The organism is Nocardiopsis sp. NRRL B-16309, assembly GCF_001279585.1.
GTDB lineage: Bacteria > Actinomycetota > Actinomycetes > Streptosporangiales > Streptosporangiaceae > Nocardiopsis.
Genome location: NZ_LGEC01000092.1, coordinates 107,346 through 126,089, shown reverse-complemented (window position 1 = coordinate 126,089; position 18,744 = coordinate 107,346). Strand labels below are relative to the sequence as shown.

Annotated in this window: 12 protein-coding genes; 8 read left to right on the top strand and 4 right to left on the bottom strand. The window is 75.3% G+C overall.

All coding sequences use genetic code 11. The features are described 5' to 3' along the window. Positions 1-57: 57 nt before the first annotated feature. The 3 genes from ADL05_RS21275 to ADL05_RS21265 are packed head-to-tail and all read right to left on the bottom strand — an operon-like array spanning position 58 to position 1,843. A complete protein-coding gene (locus ADL05_RS21275) occupies positions 58-1,071 on the bottom strand; it encodes a sigma-70 family RNA polymerase sigma factor (protein ID WP_053618752.1) in 1,014 nt (337 codons plus the stop codon). A gap of 1 nt (position 1,072) precedes the next feature. Further along, entirely contained in the window at positions 1,073-1,462 is a 390-nt protein-coding gene (locus tag ADL05_RS21270) for a VOC family protein (RefSeq protein WP_053618751.1), read from the bottom strand. Between the two features lie 15 nt (positions 1,463-1,477). Further along, positions 1,478-1,843: a VOC family protein gene (locus ADL05_RS21265; protein ID WP_231640850.1), complete on the bottom strand. Its 366-nt coding sequence runs from the start codon at positions 1,841-1,843 to the stop codon at positions 1,478-1,480. Between the two features lie 199 nt (positions 1,844-2,042). Between ADL05_RS21265 and ADL05_RS21260 the strand changes: the two genes are divergently transcribed. The 3 genes from ADL05_RS21260 to ADL05_RS21250 all read left to right on the top strand — a co-directional run bounded on the left by ADL05_RS21260 (position 2,043) and on the right by ADL05_RS21250 (position 4,993). Continuing rightward, positions 2,043-3,089: an NAD(P)-dependent alcohol dehydrogenase gene (locus ADL05_RS21260; RefSeq protein WP_053618749.1), complete on the top strand. Its 1,047-nt coding sequence runs from the start codon at positions 2,043-2,045 to the stop codon at positions 3,087-3,089. Positions 3,090-3,461: 372 nt separating this feature from the next. After that, positions 3,462-4,103 carry a response regulator transcription factor gene (locus ADL05_RS21255; protein WP_053618748.1) on the top strand — a complete coding sequence of 214 codons (642 nt, stop codon included), beginning with the start codon at positions 3,462-3,464 and terminating at the stop codon, positions 4,101-4,103. A gap of 209 nt (positions 4,104-4,312) precedes the next feature. Further along, complete coding sequence (locus ADL05_RS21250) at positions 4,313-4,993, top strand: MerR family transcriptional regulator (RefSeq protein ID WP_082376675.1); 681 nt, start codon at positions 4,313-4,315, stop codon at positions 4,991-4,993. 289 nt (positions 4,994-5,282) lie between these two features. On the opposite strand, the gene ADL05_RS21245 is transcribed toward ADL05_RS21250, so the two are convergent. Continuing rightward, on the bottom strand, positions 5,283-5,936 hold the full coding sequence (locus ADL05_RS21245; RefSeq protein WP_053618747.1) for an HAD family phosphatase: 654 nt from the start codon (positions 5,934-5,936) through the stop codon (positions 5,283-5,285). Between the two features lie 250 nt (positions 5,937-6,186). Between ADL05_RS21245 and ADL05_RS21240 the strand changes: the two genes are divergently transcribed. Genes ADL05_RS21240 through ADL05_RS21220 form a run of 5 tightly spaced genes read left to right on the top strand, consistent with a single transcriptional unit; the run spans position 6,187 to position 18,744 of the window. After that, entirely contained in the window at positions 6,187-7,923 is a 1,737-nt protein-coding gene (locus ADL05_RS21240; protein ID WP_053618746.1) for a fatty acyl-AMP ligase, read from the top strand. Continuing rightward, entirely contained in the window at positions 7,920-13,781 is a 5,862-nt protein-coding gene (locus ADL05_RS21235) for a type I polyketide synthase (protein WP_053618745.1), read from the top strand. Before ADL05_RS21240 ends, ADL05_RS21235 begins: the two co-directional genes overlap by 4 nt. Then, on the top strand, positions 13,778-16,903 hold the full coding sequence (locus ADL05_RS32320) for a type I polyketide synthase (protein ID WP_053618744.1): 3,126 nt from the start codon (positions 13,778-13,780) through the stop codon (positions 16,901-16,903). Before ADL05_RS21235 ends, ADL05_RS32320 begins: the two co-directional genes overlap by 4 nt. Next, complete coding sequence (locus tag ADL05_RS21225) at positions 16,903-17,694, top strand: thioesterase II family protein (protein ID WP_197285880.1); 792 nt, start codon at positions 16,903-16,905, stop codon at positions 17,692-17,694. Before ADL05_RS32320 ends, ADL05_RS21225 begins: the two co-directional genes overlap by 1 nt. A 51-nt stretch (positions 17,695-17,745) precedes the next feature. Then, positions 17,746-18,744: an AfsA-related hotdog domain-containing protein gene (locus ADL05_RS21220; protein WP_053618742.1), complete on the top strand. Its 999-nt coding sequence runs from the start codon at positions 17,746-17,748 to the stop codon at positions 18,742-18,744.

The window sequence follows — 18,744 nt, the reverse complement described above, 5'->3', positions numbered from 1 at the left end:
TCGCGGCTCGCGGACTCCCGCGCCCGCGCGGGCGGGGACGCCGCACAGCCTATCCCGCTATCCCGCCGCCCCCGCGGTCGGCCGCGCGCGGTCCAGGGCGGCGGGCAGGCCGAAGCGCGGGAAGAGGGAGACGTCGAAGAACGCGGCCACGTGCGCGACGCCGTTCGGGGTCAGGTCCAGGACCTGCAGTTGGAAGGCGCGGTGGATACCGTCCGCGCCGCGTATGTAGAGCCCGAAGGCGGGTTGGCCGTTGGCGCGGGCCGGGAGCAGCCGCATGTCCCCGGGCCCCTGGGCGGGGCAGTTCGACCGGATGAGGCGGCCGATGTGCTCGGCGCCGCGCACCCACATGGTGTAGGGCGGCATCTCCCAGACGGCGTCGGCGGTGAACATCGACGTGATCCCGCCGATGTCGTAGTTCTCGAACGCCGTGACGTAGCGGTCCAGGACCCGCTTCTGTTCGGCCCGGGGCACCTGGACATCGTCCTCGGTCGGGGTGGACCTGGCCATCTGCGCGCGGGCGCGCTGGAGCAGGCTGTTGACCGCCGGGACGGTGGTGCCCAGGATCTCCGCGACCTCGGCGGCGCTGAACCGCAGCACGTCCCGCAGGACGAGCACCGCCCGCTGGCGCGGTTGCAGGTACTGCAGCGCCGCCACCAGCGCCAGGCGGACGCTCTCGCGGGCGGCGACCACCGTCCCGGGGTCCCCGTCCGAGCCCGCGCCGACCAGGTCGTCGGGCACCGGTTCGAGCCAGGGCAGTTCGGGGCGCTCGCCGAGCCGCCCCTCGGGCTCGGCGGGGCCGCCGAGCCCGGTGGGCAGCGGGCGCCGCCCGCGCTGTTCCAGGGCGGTGAGACAGGCCGTGGTGGCGATGCGGTGCAGCCAGGTGCGCAGGCTGGACCGGCCCTCGAAGCGGTCGTAGGCCCGCCAGGCGCGCAGATAGGTCTCCTGCACCAGGTCCTCGGCGTCGTGCACCGAGCCGAGCATCCGGTAGCAGTGCGCGTACAGCTCCCGACGATAGGGGTCGGCGAGCCGGGCGAAGTCCTGGTCCGAACCGTGGTCCACCATGACCGTCACGCTACGTCTCCTGTAGGACAGAACACACGTTGCCGAACGGGTCGGCGAACCACGCGACGGCGGGGCCGCCGTCGCCGCGGGCGATGCCCCTGGCGTCCTGCTCGAAGCCCTCGTAGCGCATCGTCTCCACGCCCGCGTCGGCGAGCTCGTCGACGGCGGCCTCGACGTCGTCCACGACGAGGTTGAGGACGGTGAACACGGCCGGAACGTGGTCCGGCTTGGGGTAGACGAGGATGGTGCGGCCCTCGCCGAGGTCGATCTCGATCAGGCCCTGCTCCTCCATGCCGGCGACCGGCCCGACCCTGAGGCCGAGCGTCCCGGCGTAGAACTCGCGGGCGGCCGCGGTGTCCGGGACGGCGAACGACCCGAACACGTGCGTGGCGGTGACCATGTCTTCTCCCTGATGTCAGGCGCCGCCGTCCATGGCGGCGCGGTGCTGTTCGCTGAGCTGGATGATCTGGACGTAGTTGCCGTCGGGGTCCAGGGCGGTGGCGAAGAGGCTGCCGTCCCGGTCCTCCAGGGGCGCGAGCCACTCCGTGCCCGCGGCGTCCATGCGCGCGGCCACGGCGCGGGCGTCGCCGACGTCGAAGTTGAGGATGGTCCGGGCGGGCTCGGCGGGCTCGGCGGCCACGTCGGAGCGGTGGTCGATGAGCAGGTGGAAGTGCCCGAAGCGCAGGACCCGGTACCCGTCCATGCCGTCGTCCTCCTGCGGGTCCAGGACGGCGGCGTACCAGGCGTGCAGGCGGTCGGGGTCGCGGGTGGCGAGCAGCATGCTGTCGAGGCTGGGCCGGCGGTTCACGGTGTCCTCCCGGACGGGTCGGCGACGAGTCTCGTCCTGTAGGACCATCCGGAGGCGCGGAACTCACCGGGGTCAAACGGAAAAGAACCGACTGCGGACTCCGCGTTGACGAACGGCTCCCGCCCGCGTTGGTAGCGTCGAGCGATCGACTGACGACAGAGGGGGACAGCCCATGCGCGCTGTGGTCTTCGACAACTACGGGACCTTCCCGTCGCTCACCGAGGTGCCCAGGCCGCGTCCCGGCCCGGGCGAGGTGCTGCTCCGCGTCGCGGGGGCCGGCGCCTGCCACTCCGACGTCAGTGTCTACCGGCACTTCCGGGAGGGACAGCCGGGCGCCCAGAAGCCGCCCTTCGTCCTGGGGCACGAGAACGCCGGGTGGGTCGAGGAGATCGGTCCGGGGGTCACGCACATCGACGTCGGCGGCGCCTACCTCGTCTACGGGCCGGTCGGCTGCGGGCACTGCCGTAAGTGCGCACGCGGGCAGGACACCTACTGCGAGAACGTCGCCACGATGCCCTACCTGGCCGTGGGGCTGGGCCGCAACGGCGGGATGGCCGACCACATGGTCGCCCCCGCCCACCACCTCGTGCCGCTGGGAGACGCCGACCCGGTGCTGGCGGCCCCGCTGGCCGACGCGGGGCTCACCCCGTACCACGCGGTCAAGCAGGCGCTGCCCCACCTGGCGGGCGGCGGGCGCCACGCCCTGGTGGTCGGTCTGGGCGGGCTCGGCCTGATCGCCGTGCAGATCCTCAGGGCCCTGACCGGCGCGACCGTGATCGCCACGGACACCAAGCCGGACGCGCGGGAGCGCGCGGAGCGCCACGGCGCCCGCACGGTGGCTCCCGGGGAGAACCAGGCCGAGGAGATCCGCGCGCTCACCGGCGGGCGGGGCGTCGACGCCGCCTTCGACTTCGTGGGGATCACGCCCACGATCTCGACGGCCGCCGCCACGATGGCACAGGGCTCCCGGCTGACGGTCGTGGGCATCGCGGGCGGCACGCACGAGTGGTCGTTCTTCACCAGCCCCTACGAGTCCTACGTCACCAGCACGTACTGGGGAACGGTCGAGGACCTGTGGGAGGTCGTCGACATGTTCCGCGCCGGGCAGATCACGCCGGAGGTCGAGCGCTACGACATGGACGACGCCCTGGAGGCCTACCGCAGGCTGGAGGCGGGCGAGCTGTCCGGGCGCGCGGTGGTGGTTCCCAACGACGCCTGACCTGGGCCGTGTCGGCGCCCGGTCCGTGCGCGGGCCGGGCGCCGCCCTGCCCGGCCCCGCGGACGTGAATTCTTCTCACCATTGGCCGGTGTCGGCCATGATGCCGTTCGCACCGAGTTCACCGGCATCCCAGCAGTGTCCCCACCTGCCTGTTCACGGGGAAGAAGCACTCGAAATAACACGTCCCAGGAAAGTAAGACGACGAAAGGATGAAATCCATAATCCTGGTGATAACGTACCCAAGCGAGTCAGCGCTGCACAAAGAGCAACCTCGACATCCATCAGTGAGAAGGAAATGCACCCTCCTTCGCGTGCGCGCGGATCCCCTTTCGGCACTCCTCCAAGAACCGAGAAAGCACATTCGGTAACACCATGCTCACCATTCGGATTGTCCTCGCCGATGACCACACCCTCCTCCGCGAAGCCCTTCGGGAGATCCTCCTGGCCGAGCCCGACTTCACCATCGTCGGGGAGGTGGGCGACGGGGAGGCGGCGGTCGAGTGCGTCGGCCGCCTGCGGCCGGACGTCGTCCTGCTGGACGTCGACATGCCGCACAACCCGCCCGTCGAGACGGTCCGCCGCCTCCTGGAGACCTCGCCCCGCACCTCGGTGATCGTGCTGACCATGTACGACGAGCCGCAGCTGGTGAAGGAGATGCTCCAGGTCGGCGTGAGCGGCTACCTCCACAAGGGCATCGGCCGCCGCGACCTCGTGGCGGCGATCCACCGGGCCACCCGCGAGCCCCGGCAGGTGACGATGTCGGTCTCCCGGGAGACCATCGTCTCGGTCGGCTCCAACCACTCCGGTCCGCTCTCCCCGCGCGAGCAGGAGGTGCTCTCGCTGGTGGCCGGGGCGCTGAGCAACCGGCAGATCGCCACGCGCCTGTCCATCACCGAGGGCACGGTGAAACGGCACCTGCGCAACATCTTCGACAAGCTCGGCGCCGAGTCGCGCATGGACGCGGTCAACAAGGTCCGGGCCGCCGGGGCGCGCCTGCCCCACCACAAGCACTAGGGCCTGCGACCGAACCAGGCCCCGGACCAGGCGGCGTGACCCGCGCCCTTCCCGGTCGGCCCCGCTCCGCGCACCACCCCGACGCGGATCCCTCCCACTTCCCGGGCGGTCATGGGCCCCTATCATGGATAGTGACGATGGCTACTACCACTGCGGTGCCGCCCGGGCGGATCCCCGGGCGGCACCGACCACCCCCAGGAGGGCGGCCCATGCGGATCGCGGAGCTGAGTCGGGTCACCGGGGTTCCCGCGCCGACGATCAAGTACTACGTGCGTGAGGGCCTGCTTCCGCCGGGAGAGCGTACCAACCGCAACCAGGCACAGTACGACGAGCGCCACGTCCGCCGGATCAAGCTCGTGCGGGCCCTGGTCGAGGCCGGCGGCCTGTCGATCGCCACCGCGCGGGACGTCCTGGCCAAGATCGACGCCCCCGAGCACGACATGCTGACCGCCGTGGGCAAGGCGCAGTTCGCGATGAGCACTCCCCCGCAGCGCCAGGAGGGCGACGAGGAGGCGTGGGAGGCGGCCACGCGCCGGGTGGACGACCTCATCGCCCGGCGCGGCTGGCACTCGGTGCCCACCAACCCCGCGCGCCGCACCCTGGCCTCGGCCCTGGTCGCCCTGGAGCGGCTCGGCCAGTACGACAAGCTCGACCTCCTGGACACCTACGCCGAGGCCGCCGAGCGCATCGTCGCCGCGGAGATCGAGGTGCTGCTGCGCCGGCCCGACGTCGACAGCATGGCCGAGGGGTTGGTGGTGTGGACGGCGCTGGGCGACGTCATGCTCAGCTCGCTGCGCAGGATCGCGCAGGAGGACGCCGCCACACCGCGGTTGGGCGGCGTGTCCGCCCGGCCGGGCGGCGAGGGACCGGAGAACGGGACGGCGTCCTAGCCGGGGCCTGAGCGAAGGGTGGGGCCTGAGCGGGTGCGCGCGGACAGAGCGAAGGGCGGGGCCGAGCGGGTGCGCGCGGCCAGAGCGAAAGGCGCGAGGCCGAGCGGACGCACGCGGCCTGAGCGAAGGGTGGGGCCTAGCGGACGCACGGTGCCTGAGCGGAAGGCGCGGGCCCTGAGCGGAAGGCGCGGCCTGAGCGAAGGGTGGGGCCTGTGCGGGCGCGCGGTCCCGGCCGCGCACGCGGCCGGGACGACGGGGACGTGCCGCCCGACGGAGGTGCGCCGGACGGTCAGCCCAGCAGGCGCTCCAACTCGGCGACGGCCCCGGGGGTGTCGGTGAAGTGCAGCGCGTGCCACCCGGCCGCGCGCGCCCCCTCGCAGTTGGCGATCAGGTCGTCCACGAGCAGGCACCGCGCCGGCTCCACTCCCGCGCGCGCGGCCGCCAGGTCGAAGATCTCCCGGCCCGGCTTGCGCAGGCCCACCTCGAACGACATCACCACGTCGTCGAAGAACTCGTAGGGCACCATGCGCCGCCAGTGCCCGTCCCAGGCGGGCGGCATGTTGGAGAGCATCCCGACGAACCGCCCCCGCTCGCGCGCGCCCACGAGCGAGTCCAGCCACGGCCGGTTGGTCTCGCGGTCGTCGAACCAGGTGTCGGCGAGGCTGGTCATGTGCGCCCGCACGCCGTGCTCCTCGCGCAGCACGTCGGAGATCTGGCGCAGCCACTCCTCCTCCGTGACCAGCGGCGTGTCCAGGGGCAGCATCATGTCGTCGGTGCCGTAGCGGGCGGTCACGGTCAGCACCGCCTTGATCAGCGGGTCGGCGTCCAGGCCGGTGCGCTCGCACAGCGCGGCGAAGGTGTGCGCCGGCGGCGGGGTCAGGACGCCTCCGAAGTCGGTCCACACCGCCCTCACGCCGGTCCGCGTGGTGGTCGAGGTCGTCATCGTGCTCCGTCCAGTTCCTTCCGACATGGCCGAAGAGCATTCTGGCATTTCCCTTTCACGGCCCTGTGCATTCCCTGTCAAAACCGCGTGGAGGGAGCGTGGAGAACTCTTTACCGGAACGGCTTCGTCCTTGCTCCCGCCCGCACGGGCGCTGGACGATAACCGGGGTCAGACCTCACACGGTACCGCTGCACGACGCGGACCGGAAAGGTTTTCCGACGTTCCGTGTCAGCAATCTCTGGGGTGGATAATGACGACGTTCCCTCTCGCGCCCAACCTCGCCGAGGCGCTGGCCTCTCAAGCCCGGGAGCGGGGAGCGAAGACGGCCTACCGCTCGCTGCCCGACGGCGAGACCGAGGCGCGCACCCTGACCTTCGCCCAACTGGAACTCCAGGTGCGCGCCGTGGCCGCCCACCTCCAGCGGGCCACCCGGCCGGGCGACCGGGCCATGGTGCTCGTATCGGACCCGATCGACTTCGTGCTGGCCTTCCTGGCCTGCCAGTACGCCGGCACCATCGCGGTCCCCGTCTACCCGCCGTTCCCGCTCAACTCCCAGCGCAAGATCGACACGCTGCGCGCGATCGGCGCCGACTCCGGCACGGTCGCGGTGCTGTCCACGGGCACGGTGGACTACCGGGCCGCCTTCACGGCCTCGGCTCCCGAGCTGGCGGCGCTGCGCTGGATCGCGGTCGACGCGGTCGAGACCTACGACGCGACCGGCTACCGGCCCGTCGGCGAGCGGGCCCCGGACGTCTCCTTCCTCCAGTACACCTCCGGCTCGACCTCGGCCCCCAAGGGCGTGGTGGTCACGCACGAGGCGTTGGCGGCCAACGAGGAGTACATCCGCCGCGCCGGGCGCTACGACCCCGCGACGGTCATCGTGAGCTGGCTCCCGCTCTTCCACGACATGGGACTGATCGGCACCCTCCTCCCGGCGGTGTTCGTGGGCCTGGAGGCCGTGCTCATGCCGCCCCTGGCGTTCGTGCAGAAGCCGGTCCGCTGGCTGCGCGCGGTCGAGCGGTACGGGGCGCGGGTCTCGGGCGCCCCCGACTCCGGATACGACCTGTGCCTGCGCCGGATACCCGAACAGGACCGCGAGGGGCTGGACCTCAGCGGCTGGGAGATCGCCTTCAACGGCGCCGAGCCGGTGCGCGCGGCCACCATGGAGGCCTTCACCCGGGCCTTCGCGCCCCACGGGTTCAGCGGGCGTGCCTTCTACCCCTGCTACGGGCTGGCGGAGAACACCCTGATGGTCACGGGTTCGCGCATCGGCGCGGTGCCGCCGAGCGTGGGCGTGGACCTGGCGGCCCTGCAGGAGGATCGCCGCCTGGTCACGGGCGGTTCCCACGTCCTGGTCTCCTCCGGGCGGCCGATGGAGGGGCGCCGGCTGGAGATCGTCGACCCCGCGACCCGCCTGCCCGTCGCGCCCGGCGAGGTGGGCGAGATCTGGTCGGCCGGACCCGACGTCGCGGCCGGGTACTGGAACGACCCGGAGGCGTCGGAGGAGACCTTCCGGGCGCACCTGGCCGACAGCGGCGACGGGCCCTTCCTGCGGACCGGCGACCTGGGCGTGCTCCTGGACGGCGAGCTGTACGTGTGCGGGCGGATGAAGGACGTCGTCATCGTCGACGGCCGCAACCACTACCCGCAGGACATCGAGGCCACCGTCGAGGCGGCGCACCCGGCGGTGCGCCGCAACTGCCTGGCCGCCTTCGCCGTCGAGGGCCGGGACCGCGAGGAACTCGTCGTGGTCGCCGAACTCGACCCCGCCCACCGCCGCGCCGACCACGGCGAGGTGGTGCGGGCCGTGCGGGCCGCCGTGGGCGGCGCCCACGGCGTCCAGCCCGACACCGTGCTGCTGGTGACGCCGGGCTCGGTGCCCAAGACCACCAGCGGCAAGATCCAGCGCCGGGCCTGCCGTACGGCCTACGAGTCCGGCGCCCTGACGCCCGCCCGCCCCGCTCCGGAACTGGAGGACGCCAAGTGACCGGCGACCGCGAGACCGTCATCGACTGGATGATCCGGCACATCGCCGCGACCCTGTCGGTTCCCCCCGCCTCCATCGGCCCCGACACGCCCTTCACCGAGGTCGGCCTGTCCTCGGTCCAGGCCGTGGAGCTGACCGAGGAGCTGCGCCGCTGGTCCGGCGTCACGGTCGCGCCCACCCTGGCCTACGACCACCCCACCGTCGAACTCGCCGCCGAGCACGTGTGCGCCGGGGGCGTGGACGCCGTCGACGAGGCCGGTCCGGCCCCGGACGCCACCGCCGACGACGGCGACCCCGTCGCCATCGTGGGCATGGGCTGCCGGATGCCGGGCGGCGGCGGGCTGGAGGAGTACTGGACCCTGCTGTCGGAGGGAGGCGACGCCGTCGGCGAGGTGCCCGCCGAGCGGTGGGACGCCCGCGCCCTGTACGACCCCGACCCCGCCGTCCCCGGCCGGATGAACACCCGGTGGGGCGGCTTCCTGGACGACGTCACCGGGTTCGACGCGGCCTTCTTCGGCCTGACCGCGCGCGAGGCCGAGCGGATGGACCCCCAGCAGCGCCTGGTCCTGGAGGTGGCGTGGGAGGCCCTGGAGGACGCCGGGACCGGTCCGGCGAGCCTGGCCGGGACCGCCACCGGGGTGTTCATGGGCGCCTCCACCTACGACCACGGCGCCGCCCTGTTCGCCTCCGGCGACGACGTCCAGCCCTACGACGGCACCGGCGGGGCGCTGAGCGTGGTGGCCAACCGGCTCTCCTACTGCCTCAACCTGCGCGGGCCCTCGATGATCGTGGACACCGCCTGCTCCTCCTCCCTCGTCGCGGTGCACCTGGCCTGCCAGGCCCTGCGGTCGGGCGAGGCGACGGCGGCCGTGGCGGGCGGCGTCAACGTCATCACCAGCCCCCGGATCGCCATGGGCTTCAGCCGCGGCGGCCTGATGGCCCCCGACGGCCGCTGCAAGGCGTTCGACCACCGCGCCGACGGCTACGTGCGCAGCGAGGGCGTGGGCGTGGTCGTCCTCAAGCGGCTCTCACGCGCCCTCGCCGACGGCGACCGCGTGTACGCCGTGGTGCGCGGCGGCGCCGTCAACCAGGACGGCCGCACCAACGGCCTGGCCGCGCCCAACCGCCTGGCCCAGGAGCGGGTGCTGCGCTCGGCCTACGCCGCGGCGGGCGTGGACCCGGCCGAGGTCGACTACGTGGAGGCGCACGGCACCGGCACCGCGGTCGGCGACCCGATCGAGGTCGGCGCCCTGGGCGCGGTGCTCGGTGCGGGGCGCCCCGACGACCGCCCGTTGCGGGTGGGCTCGGCCAAGTCCAACGTCGGCCACCTGGAGGCGGCCGCCGGAGTGGCGGGGCTGGTCAAGACCGCGCTCGCGCTGCACCGCCGGACCCTGCCGCCGACCGTGCACTTCGAGCGGCCCAACCCGATGCTGGGCCTGGACCGGATCCCGGTCCGGGTGCAGACGGAACTGGAGCCCTGGCCCGAGCGCGGGGACGCCGCGCCGCTGGCCGGGGTGAGCTCGTTCGGGTTCGGCGGGACCAACGCCCACCTGGTGCTCTCCGCCGCCCCCGCACCCGGTGGAGCGGTCGTGCCCATCGAGGTGGATACGCCCAGTAGGGCAGTCGTACTCGGTGGCGACCACGTGCCCGATCGGGCAGGCGTGCCCGGTGGGGCAGGCGTACCCGGTAGGGCAGGCGTACCCGGTAGGGCAGGCGTACCCAGTGGGGAAAACGTGCTCGGTGGGGTGGGCGTGTCCGGGCGCTCGGCTGGACGGGCGCTGCTGGTGCCCGTCTCGGCGCGGTCGCCCGAGGCGCTGGCGCGGCGCGCGGGGCGCTGGGCCGAGGAGGCCGACCGCCGCGCCGACGACCCGGGATGGCTGCCCCGGGCCGCGGCCGCGGCGGCACTGCGCTGCGACCACGACCGGCACCGCGCCGCGGTGGTCGCCTCCGACGCCGCCTCCCTCGCCGAGGGCATGCGGGCGCTGGCCGCCGGTCGGCCGCACCCCGCGGTGAGCGGTCCGGGCGAGGCCGCGCGCCGCACCCGCCGACCCGTCCTGGTCTTCCCCGGCCAGGGGTCGCAGTGGAACGGCATGGGCCGGAGCCTGGCCGCGTCCGTGCCCGCCTTCCGCGAGGCCGTACGCGCGTGCGACGTCGAGATCTCCCGCTGGCTCGGGCGCTCCCTGTGGAGCGACGAGCGAGGGCTGGTCGCCGAGGGCACCGCCGAGATCCAGCCCGCGCTGTTCGCCATGGAGGTGGCCCTGGCCCGGACCTGGCGGGCCTTCGGGGTGGACCCCGTGGCGGTGGTCGGCCACAGCATGGGCGAGATCGCCGCCGCCCACGTGTCGGGCGCGCTGTCGCTGACCGACGCCGCGCGGATCGTGGTGGAGCGCAGCGGCCTGCTCACCGAGCTGACGGGCACGGGCGGGCTCGCGCTGGTCGAGCTGGACGTGGACGAGGCCACCGCCCTGTTGCGGGGCCGCGAGGACGTGCTGTCGGTGGCCGCGCTCAACGGCCCCCGCGCGCTGGTGCTCTCCGGGACACCGGACGCCCTGGACGAGGTCGTGGCCGAGCTGGAGGCCCAGGGCGTCTTCGCCCGGCGCGTCACCGTGGAGTTCGCGGCGCACAGCCCTCAGGTGGAGCCGATCCAGGCGCGGCTGCGCGCCGCGCTCCAGGGTATCGCGCCCGGCCCGGCCGGGACGGCGCTGTACTCCACGGTCACCGGCGAGCCGATCGACGGCCGCGAGCTGGGCCCGGAGTACTGGGAGCGCAACGTGCGGGCCACGGTCCGCTTCGCTCCCGCCCTGGAGCGGCTGCTCGACGACGGCTACGACACCTTCGTGGAGGTCGCCCCGCACCCCGTGCTCATCCGCTCGGTGGACGAGGTCACGGCCGGGGTCGAGGGGGCCCTGTCGGTCTCCTCCGCCCGCCGGGACGAGGACGAGACCCTGGGCATGCTGCGGGCGCTGGGCGAGCTGTACGCCGCGGGCGCGGCGGTGGACTGGAGCGCCCACCACGGCACCCGGGCCGCCCACGTCGACCTGCCCCCGCACGGCTGGGACCACCAGCACTTCCCGCTGCTGCGCGGCGCCCGCGCGGGCGCCGCCGCGCGCACCCACCGGACGGGCTCCCTGCTCGGCGAGCGCGTGCACGTGGGCGCCGACCCCGACCTGCGCGTGTGGACGCTGCCCCTGGACCTGGCCGGCGCCCCGGAGCTGGCCGACCACGTCGTGGACGACGTGGCGCTGGTGCCGGGCGCGTACTGGCTGGCCGCCGCCGCGCGGGCGGCGGGCGCGGGAGGCGGCGCGGCCAGCGCCGACGAGGTGGCCTTCGTCCAGCCGTACGCGGTGGCCGAGGACGGCGACCGCGGGCTCCAGCTCTCGCTGCGGCCCGACGACGACGGCCGGTCGCGCCTGCTGGTCACCTCGCGCCAGGGCGGCCGTACGGTCGTGCACGCCCGGGGCGTGGTCCACGAGAAGGCGGAGTCCGCCCCCGTGTGCGCCCCGCTGGAGGAGGTCCGGGGTGCCTGCCCCGACCCGACGGACGCCGGGGTGCTGTACGAGCGCCTGGACGAGTCCGGGCTCCGCTACGGCCCGCGCTTTCGCGGCCTGGCCGAGCTCTGGTCCGGGCCCGGGCAGGCCCTGGGCCGCATGGTGCTGCCCGAGGGTCTGGCCTCGGACTCCGCGCCGCTGCACCCCGCCCTGCTCGACGCCTGCCTGCACGTGGTGGCGGCCTCGGTCGGCGACCGCGCCGGGGAGCTGCCCCTGCCCGCGGGCGTGCAGGGCCTGTGGTCGCGCCAGGACGCCGCGCCCGCCCGCGAGGCCTGGTGCCACGCCCGGCTGCTGCCCTCGCGCGGGCGCGACCTGGCCGCCGAGGTCACGGTGTACGACACCGAGGGCACCGTCGTGTGGCGGGCCGCGCGGTTGCGGGTCACCCTGGCGGCGAGGCAGCGCGGCGCCGACGAGGGGCGCCTGTACGGGCTGCGCTGGAGCGAGGCGGCCCTCGGGCGCACGGCGGGCGACGGCCGCTGGCTGCTGCTCGCCGACGCCTCCGGCACCGCCGACGACCTGGCCGCGCGCCTGGTCTCGGCGGGCGGAGCGGCCACCGTGGTCCGCGCACCGGCGCCGGGGTCCGGTCCGGCGGCCTACGACGACCTGCTGGACGGCGTCGCCGGGGACGGACTGAGCGGTGTGGTGGACCTGCGGGCCCTGGCTCCTCGCACGGCCCTGGACACCGGCGTGCTGGCCGGTCCCGCGCTCGGCGCCCTCGATCTGCTCCAGGCCGTGGGCCGCCGCGCGTGGCCGGCCGATCCGCCCCGGATCTGGCTGGTCACCGGCGGGGTGCACGCCGCCGACCACGCCGCGGGCACGGATCCCGCGGGGTCGGATCCGGCGGGCGCCGATCCGGCGGGCGCGGGCCTGTGGGGCCTGGGCCGGGTGGCCGCCAACGAACACCCCGAACTGGAGGTGTCCGTGGTCGACCTGCCCTGGCCGGTGCGGAGCGGGGGCGTGGCGGCCCTGGCCGCCGGGCTGCGCTCGGCCGGAGCCCCCGGCCAGCTCCGCGTGGACGGCGACACCCTGCTGGCCCCCCGGCTGGCGCCGCTGCCCCTCACCGCCGTCGACGGCGCGCTGCTGCGCCCGGACCGGACCTACCTGGTGACGGGCGGCCTGGGCGCGCTCGGCCTGCACACCGCGCGCCGGCTCGTGGAGGGCGGTGCCCGGCACCTGCTGCTCCTTGGCCGACGCGGACCCACCGCGCAGGTGCGCGGTGAGCTGGCGGCGCTGCGCTCCGCCGGGGCCCGGGTGCGCACGGTGCGCGCCGACGTGGCCGACCCGGCGCGGGTGTGCGCCGCGCTGGCCGGCCTGGGCGAGAGGTACCCGGCGCTGGCCGGGGTGTTCCACCTGGCGGGTGTGCTGGAGGACGGGCTCGTGGCCGACCTGGACCGGTCGGCCGTGGAGCGGGCGGTGTCCGGCAAGGCTGCGGGCGCCTGGCACCTGCACGAGGCCACGTTGGACCAGCCCGTCGAGCACTTCGTGCTCTTCTCCTCCCTGGCCGCCGTGCTCGGCTCGCCCGGGCAGGCCGCCTACGCGGCGGCCAACAGCCTCATCGACGTCCTGGCCGTGCACCGCCAGGCCCGCGGCCTGCCCGCGGTCAGCGTCGGCTGGGGCCCCTGGTCGGACACCGGCCTGGCCGTCACCGGCGGCGGGGCCGACCGCCTGGCCGCGCGCGGCGTCCCGCCGCTGAAGCCGGAGACCGCCATGGCCCTGCTGGAGGAGGCGATGCGCTCGGGACGGCCGCACGTGGTCGCCGCGGCGTTCCGCTGGGAGGACGTCGCGCGGTCCTCGGTCCCGCCGGTGGCGCGGCAGCTGCTCGACGGGCTGATGCGCGCCGACGAGGCCGCTGCGGCGCCGCGCGGCGGCGCGCGGACCCGGGTCCTGGCCGCCGGTACGCACGAGCGGCGGACCGCGGAGATGCGCGCCTTCCTGCTGGAGAACGTCGGGGCGATCGTGGGGGCCCCGGCCGCCTCGCTCGACAACGGCGTGCCGTTCCAGGACCTGGGCTTCGACTCGATGATGGCCGTCGAGCTGCGCAACCGACTGGAGTCGGCGCTGGACGTGCGCCTGTCGGCGGCCATGGTCTTCGCCCACCCCACCGTGGACGACCTGGCCGAGGGCCTGCTGGCCCGGATCGACCCCGAACCCGGCCCGGCCCGCGCGCCCGAGGCACCGTCCGGCTCCGGCGGCAGGGGCGGGGCGCCCGCTCCCGAGGCGGCCGAGGACCTGTCCGGCCTGGACGACGACGAGTTGACCGCGCTCCTGGAAGAGGAGCTGGACGAGCTGGACGAGAGGGAGAACCGATGACGGAGCGAAGCGACCAGCGCGCCCTGCTCGAACGGGCGCTGCTCCAACTGCGGGAGGCGCGGGGCCGCCTGCGCCAGGCGGAGGCGGCCCGGCACGAGCCGATCGCCGTCCTGGGGACGGGTCTGCGCGTGCCCGGCGGGGTGAGCGACCCGGACGGGTTCTGGGACCTGCTGCGCGAGGGCACCGACGCCGTCGCGCCGATGACCGACGCCCCCGACGGCCGTCGCCCCGGGACCGCTCCGCGGCGGAGCGGGACGTCCTCGGCCGGCACCGACGGCGCGGTCGCCCCGTCCGCCGCCGACCGCGCGCCGAACGACCGGTGGGCGGGACAGCTGGACGAGGTCGACACCTTCGACGCCGCGTTCTTCGGGATCACGGCCGCCGAGGCCGCGCGCATGGACCCGCAGCAGCGTTTGGTGCTGGAGACCGCCTGGGAGGCCGTGGAGGACGCGGGACTCCCCGTCGAGCGGCTGCGCGAACGCTCCACCGGCGTGTTCCTGGGCGTGTACGGCAGCGACTACCTCACCATGCAGATCGCCGGGGCCGCGCCGATCAACGCCTACACCGCGCCCGGCGGCGCGCACAGCATCGTCGCCAACCGGCTGTCGTACCTGCTGGACCTGCACGGGCCGAGCATGGCCGTGGACACCGCCTGCTCCTCCTCGCTCATGGCGGTGCACCTGGCGGTGCGGGCCCTGCGCCAGGGCGACTGCGACCTGGCGCTGGTCGGCGGCGTGAACGTGCTGCTGTCCCCGCTGTCCACCGAGGTCACCGGGCGCGTCCTGCCCCTGGCCCCGGGCGGCCGGTGCCGTCCCTTCGACGCCGGAGCCGACGGCATCGTGCGGGGCGAGGGCTGCGGAGTCCTGCTGCTCGGGCGGATGTCCGACGCCGTCGGCGGGCGCCCGCGCGGCCTCATCCGGGGCACCGCCGCCAACCACGACGGGCGCACCAACGGCCTCACCGCCCCCAACCCGCGGGCGCAGGCCGCGCTGCTGCGCCGCGCCCTGGCCGACGCCGACGCCTCGCCCGAGGAGGTCGTGTACATCGAGGCGCACGGCACGGGCACCCCGCTCGGCGACCCCATCGAGGTCGAGGGCCTGCGCGAGGTCTACGGCCGGGGCGAGCACGCCTGCGCGCTGGGATCGGTCAAGGCCAACGTGGGCCACCAGGAGGCCGCGGCCGGGATCACCGGCCTGGTCAAGGCGCTGCTGGTGCTGGAGAAGGGCGAGGCCCCGCCGCTGCCGCACCTGCGCCGCACCAACCCCGAGATCGACCTGGAGGGCACCCGGTTCACGCTGCCCACCGAACCCACTCCCCTGGCCCCGGCACCGCGCCCGCTGGCCGCCGTCAGTTCCTTCGGGTTCGGCGGCGCCAACGCGCACGCGGTCGTGGCCGCCGCGCCGCGCGAGGCGCCCGCCGGGGACCCGGCGGCGGCCCGGCCCGGCCGCCTCGTGCTGCCGCTGTCGGCACGGAGCGAGGCGGCGCTAGCCGCCCTGGCCGGGCGCTACGCCGACCGGCTGGAGGGCACCGACCGGGCGGAGGCCGAGCGGGTGTGCGCGGCGGCGGCACTGCGCCGGGGGCACCACGCGCACCGCCTGTGCCTGACCGCCGAGGACGCGGACGACCTGGTCCGGCGGTTGCGCGCGGTCGTTCCGCGCCCGGTGCCCCCGCGCCCGTCCGCCGACCGCCGGGTGGCGTTCGTCTTCAGCGGCCAGGGATCGCAGTGGGCCGCCATGGGAGCGGACCTGCTGGACCGCGAGCCCGTGGTGCTGGAGGAGGTCCTGGCCTGGGACGCGCTGGTCCGGGAGGCGGCCGGCTGGTCGGTGCTGGAGCAGCTGCGGGCCCCGGAGGAGGACGCCCGCCTGCACGAGACCGAGATCGCCCAGGTCGCGATCGCCGCGCTCCAGCTCGGCCTGGCGGCCCTGTGGCGCTCCTGGGGCGTGGTGCCGCACGCGGTGGTCGGGCACAGCATGGGCGAGATCGTGGCCGCCGCCGACGCCGCCGTGCTCACCCGGGAGCAGGCCGTCGACCTGCTGCTGCGGCGGGCCCGGCTGACCGAGACCGGGGCCCGGGGCGGCGCGATGGCCAGTGTGGCGCTCCCCCTCGCCGACGTCGAGCCGCTGGTCGACGCGGTGGAGGGCGTCGGGATCGGCGCCGTCAACGGCCCGCGCTCGACGGTCGTGTCCGGCGCGCCCGAGGGCGTGGCTGCCGTGGTCGAGGCGGCCACGGCGCTGGGCGCCGCCTGCCGGCGCCTGCCCGTGGAGTACGGGTTCCACAGCCCGCTGCTGGAGGAGCAGGCCGCCCGGCTCGCCGAGGAGGCGGCGCACGTCACCGCCGTCCCCGGACGGGCCGAGTTCTACTCGACCGTGACGGGGACGCGCCTGGACACCCAGGCCCTGGACGGCGCGCACTGGGCGCGCAACCTGCGCGACGCGGTGTTCTTCGCGCCCGCCCTCACCGCACTCGCCGCGACGGGCGTGTCCGCCTTCGTGGAGATCGGTCCGCACCCGGTCCTGCTGCGCGACGTCGGCACCCTGCTGGAGGAGGCGGGCGCGGACGCGACCGCGGTGGGCAGCCTGCGGCGCGGACGCGCGCTCGCGGACTCCCTCGACCGGTCGCTGGCCCGCCTGTACACCGCCGGGGCCGACATCGACTGGGCGGGCGTGCACCCCGCGCCCGCGGGCCGCGTCGGCCTGCCGCTCTACCCCTGGCAGCGCGAGCGGCACTGGCTGCCGCCGGGCACGGGCACGCCGGCGCCCCGCACCGCACCGGCGGCGGGGTCCGCCGAGCCGGTGTCCGGGCCGGGCACGCAGGCACCCTCCGGGCTCCCCGTGGACGGCCTCGTCGACAGGCTGGAGCTGTTCGTACGCGAGCGCGTGGCCGACGCCCTCGGTCTGGCGGGCCCCGGCGCGGTGCCCGCGGAGTCGCTGCTGACCGACCTGGCCCTGGACTCGCTCGTCCTCGTCGAGCTGAAGAACCAGGTGGAGAACGAACTCGGGATGAAGGTGCGCCTCCAGCTGCTGCTGGAGGTCATGGAGGGCGGCACCGTCCACGGCCTGGCCCGGGCCATCGCCACCGACAACGCGGGCGCCCAGCCCGCCACCGTGGGGAGTGACCGATGATGGCCCCGACCAGTCCGCCCGGAGCGCTGGCCACCCGCCAGGCGCCCGCCGCGCCCAGGACCGCCGCGATCCGCGCCACGGTCCCCCAGCCCGGCGCGACCCTGCGCCTGGTGTGCTTCCCGCACTCCGGCGGGGGTCCGGCGATGTTCCACCGGTGGGGGCCGGCGCTGGCCCCCGACGTGGAGGTCTGGGCGGCGACGCTGCCCGGCCGCGCCGCCCGCACCCGCGAACCCTTCGTCAGCGACTGGACCAGCCTCGTCCGCGACATGGCCGCGGCCGTCCTGGAGGGCGGCGAGGGCCCGGTCGCCCTGTTCGGGCACAGCCTGGGCGCGGCCGTGGCCTTCGAGGTGGCGCGCACGCTCACCCGGGCCGGCGCGCCGCCGGCGCACCTGGTCGTCTCGGCCCGGTCCGCGCCACTGACCCGCAGGGCCAGCCTGGAGCTGCCACGCGACGACGACGAGTTGCTGGGCCTGGTCGACCGCGTCTACCAGGGCGTGCCGGAGGCCGTGCGCTCCTCCCCGGAGCTGCGGGCCCACTTCGCCCCGATCCTGCGCGCCGACCTGGAGCTGTCCAACTCCTACGCCTACCGGCCCGGTCCGCCGCTGACCTGCCCCGTCACCGCCCTGGGCGGGGCCGACGACCGTACGGTCACGCCCGCGCAGCTCCAGGGGTGGGCCGACCACACGCGGGGCGGCTTCGAGTCGCACCTGTTCCCCGGCGGCCACTTCTACCTGGAGCAGAACGGGCCCTCGGTCCTGGACACCGTCTGGCGCCGCGTCGCCCGCTCCTGAACCGCTCTCCCCGTACCCCCCGACCACGACCCAGCAGGAGGACCGCTTCCCATGACCGCGCATCCGCCCGAGGCCCCGGCCAGACCCGCGCAGGGCCTGAGCTTCGAGCAGTCCGTTCCCTGTTCCCTCGCCCACCGGCGCGCCATCGGCGAGGTGTTCGTCGCCGACTCCCTCCAGGACGAGGACGGCGACATCCACCTCGCCCTCCAGCTCCCCCGCGCCCACACCCTGTGGTTCGACCGCGCGGTGGCCCGCCACGACACGTTCTCGGTGGCCGAGGCGGCCCGGCAGGGGTCGTTCGTGGCGATCCACCGCCACCTGGGCGTCCCGGTGGGCCTGCCGTTCACCCTCCAGCGGTTCGCCTTCCGCGTGCCCGACCTGGCCCCCTACGCCGACGACGGCGCCTCCCCCCTGGAAGGCGTGCTGCGCTACCGCGTGGGGGACCGCAAGAAGCGGGGCGCGGACTTCTCCGAACTGTCGCTGGAGGGCGAGGTGACCGTCGACGGCGCGACGGCGATGACGCTGACCGCCGACGTGGTGTTCATGCCGGCGGAGGACTACGAGGCGCTGCGCGCCTTCCAGCTCTCCCGCAAGCCCGCGGCGCGGACCGCGACCGCCCCGGCCGACGCTCCGGCTCCGCTGGAGCCCTCCGAGGTGGGCCGCCTGGACCGGCGCAACGTCGTCATCGCCGACACCGGGGCGTCCGGGGACGGCGGCACGCGGTTCGCCTACGCGGTGGACCGCACGCACCCCTCGTTCTTCGACCACGACTACGACCACGTGCCGGGCCCCTTCATCGTGGAGGGGTTCCGGCAGGCCGCCGCCGTGGCGGCCCACCGCGCGGGGGCGCTGGCCTCCCCCGCCGCCGCGGTGGTCGCGTGCTCCACGCACTTCACGGGTTTCGGCGAGTTCGGCTCGGATCTGGAGTGCTCGGCGTCCGAGCCCGAGGACCTGGGGGCGGGCCGCGTCGCGGTGGACGTGGGACTGCACCAGTTCGGCAAGCGCCTGGCCGAGGGCCGGATCGAACTCGCCCCGCACCCGGAGCGGTGA

Excerpts from the sequence above, each read along its gene's own strand:
- ADL05_RS21250 (WP_082376675.1), top strand. The coding sequence starts at position 4,313 with ATGCGGATCGCGGAGCTGAGTCGGGTCACCGGGGTTCCCGCGCCGACG.
- ADL05_RS21220 (WP_053618742.1), top strand. The coding sequence starts at position 17,746 with ATGACCGCGCATCCGCCCGAGGCCCCGGCCAGACCCGCGCAGGGCCTG.
- ADL05_RS21270 (WP_053618751.1), bottom strand. The coding sequence starts at position 1,462 with ATGGTCACCGCCACGCACGTGTTCGGGTCGTTCGCCGTCCCGGACACC.
- ADL05_RS21245 (WP_053618747.1), bottom strand. The coding sequence starts at position 5,936 with ATGACGACCTCGACCACCACGCGGACCGGCGTGAGGGCGGTGTGGACC.
- ADL05_RS21225 (WP_197285880.1), top strand. The coding sequence starts at position 16,903 with ATGGCCCCGACCAGTCCGCCCGGAGCGCTGGCCACCCGCCAGGCGCCC.
- ADL05_RS32320 (WP_053618744.1), top strand. The coding sequence starts at position 13,778 with ATGACGGAGCGAAGCGACCAGCGCGCCCTGCTCGAACGGGCGCTGCTC.
- ADL05_RS21240 (WP_053618746.1), top strand. The coding sequence starts at position 6,187 with ATGACGACGTTCCCTCTCGCGCCCAACCTCGCCGAGGCGCTGGCCTCT.
- ADL05_RS21265 (WP_231640850.1), bottom strand. The coding sequence starts at position 1,843 with ATGCTGCTCGCCACCCGCGACCCCGACCGCCTGCACGCCTGGTACGCC.
- ADL05_RS21260 (WP_053618749.1), top strand. The coding sequence starts at position 2,043 with ATGCGCGCTGTGGTCTTCGACAACTACGGGACCTTCCCGTCGCTCACC.
- ADL05_RS21255 (WP_053618748.1), top strand. The coding sequence starts at position 3,462 with ATGCTCACCATTCGGATTGTCCTCGCCGATGACCACACCCTCCTCCGC.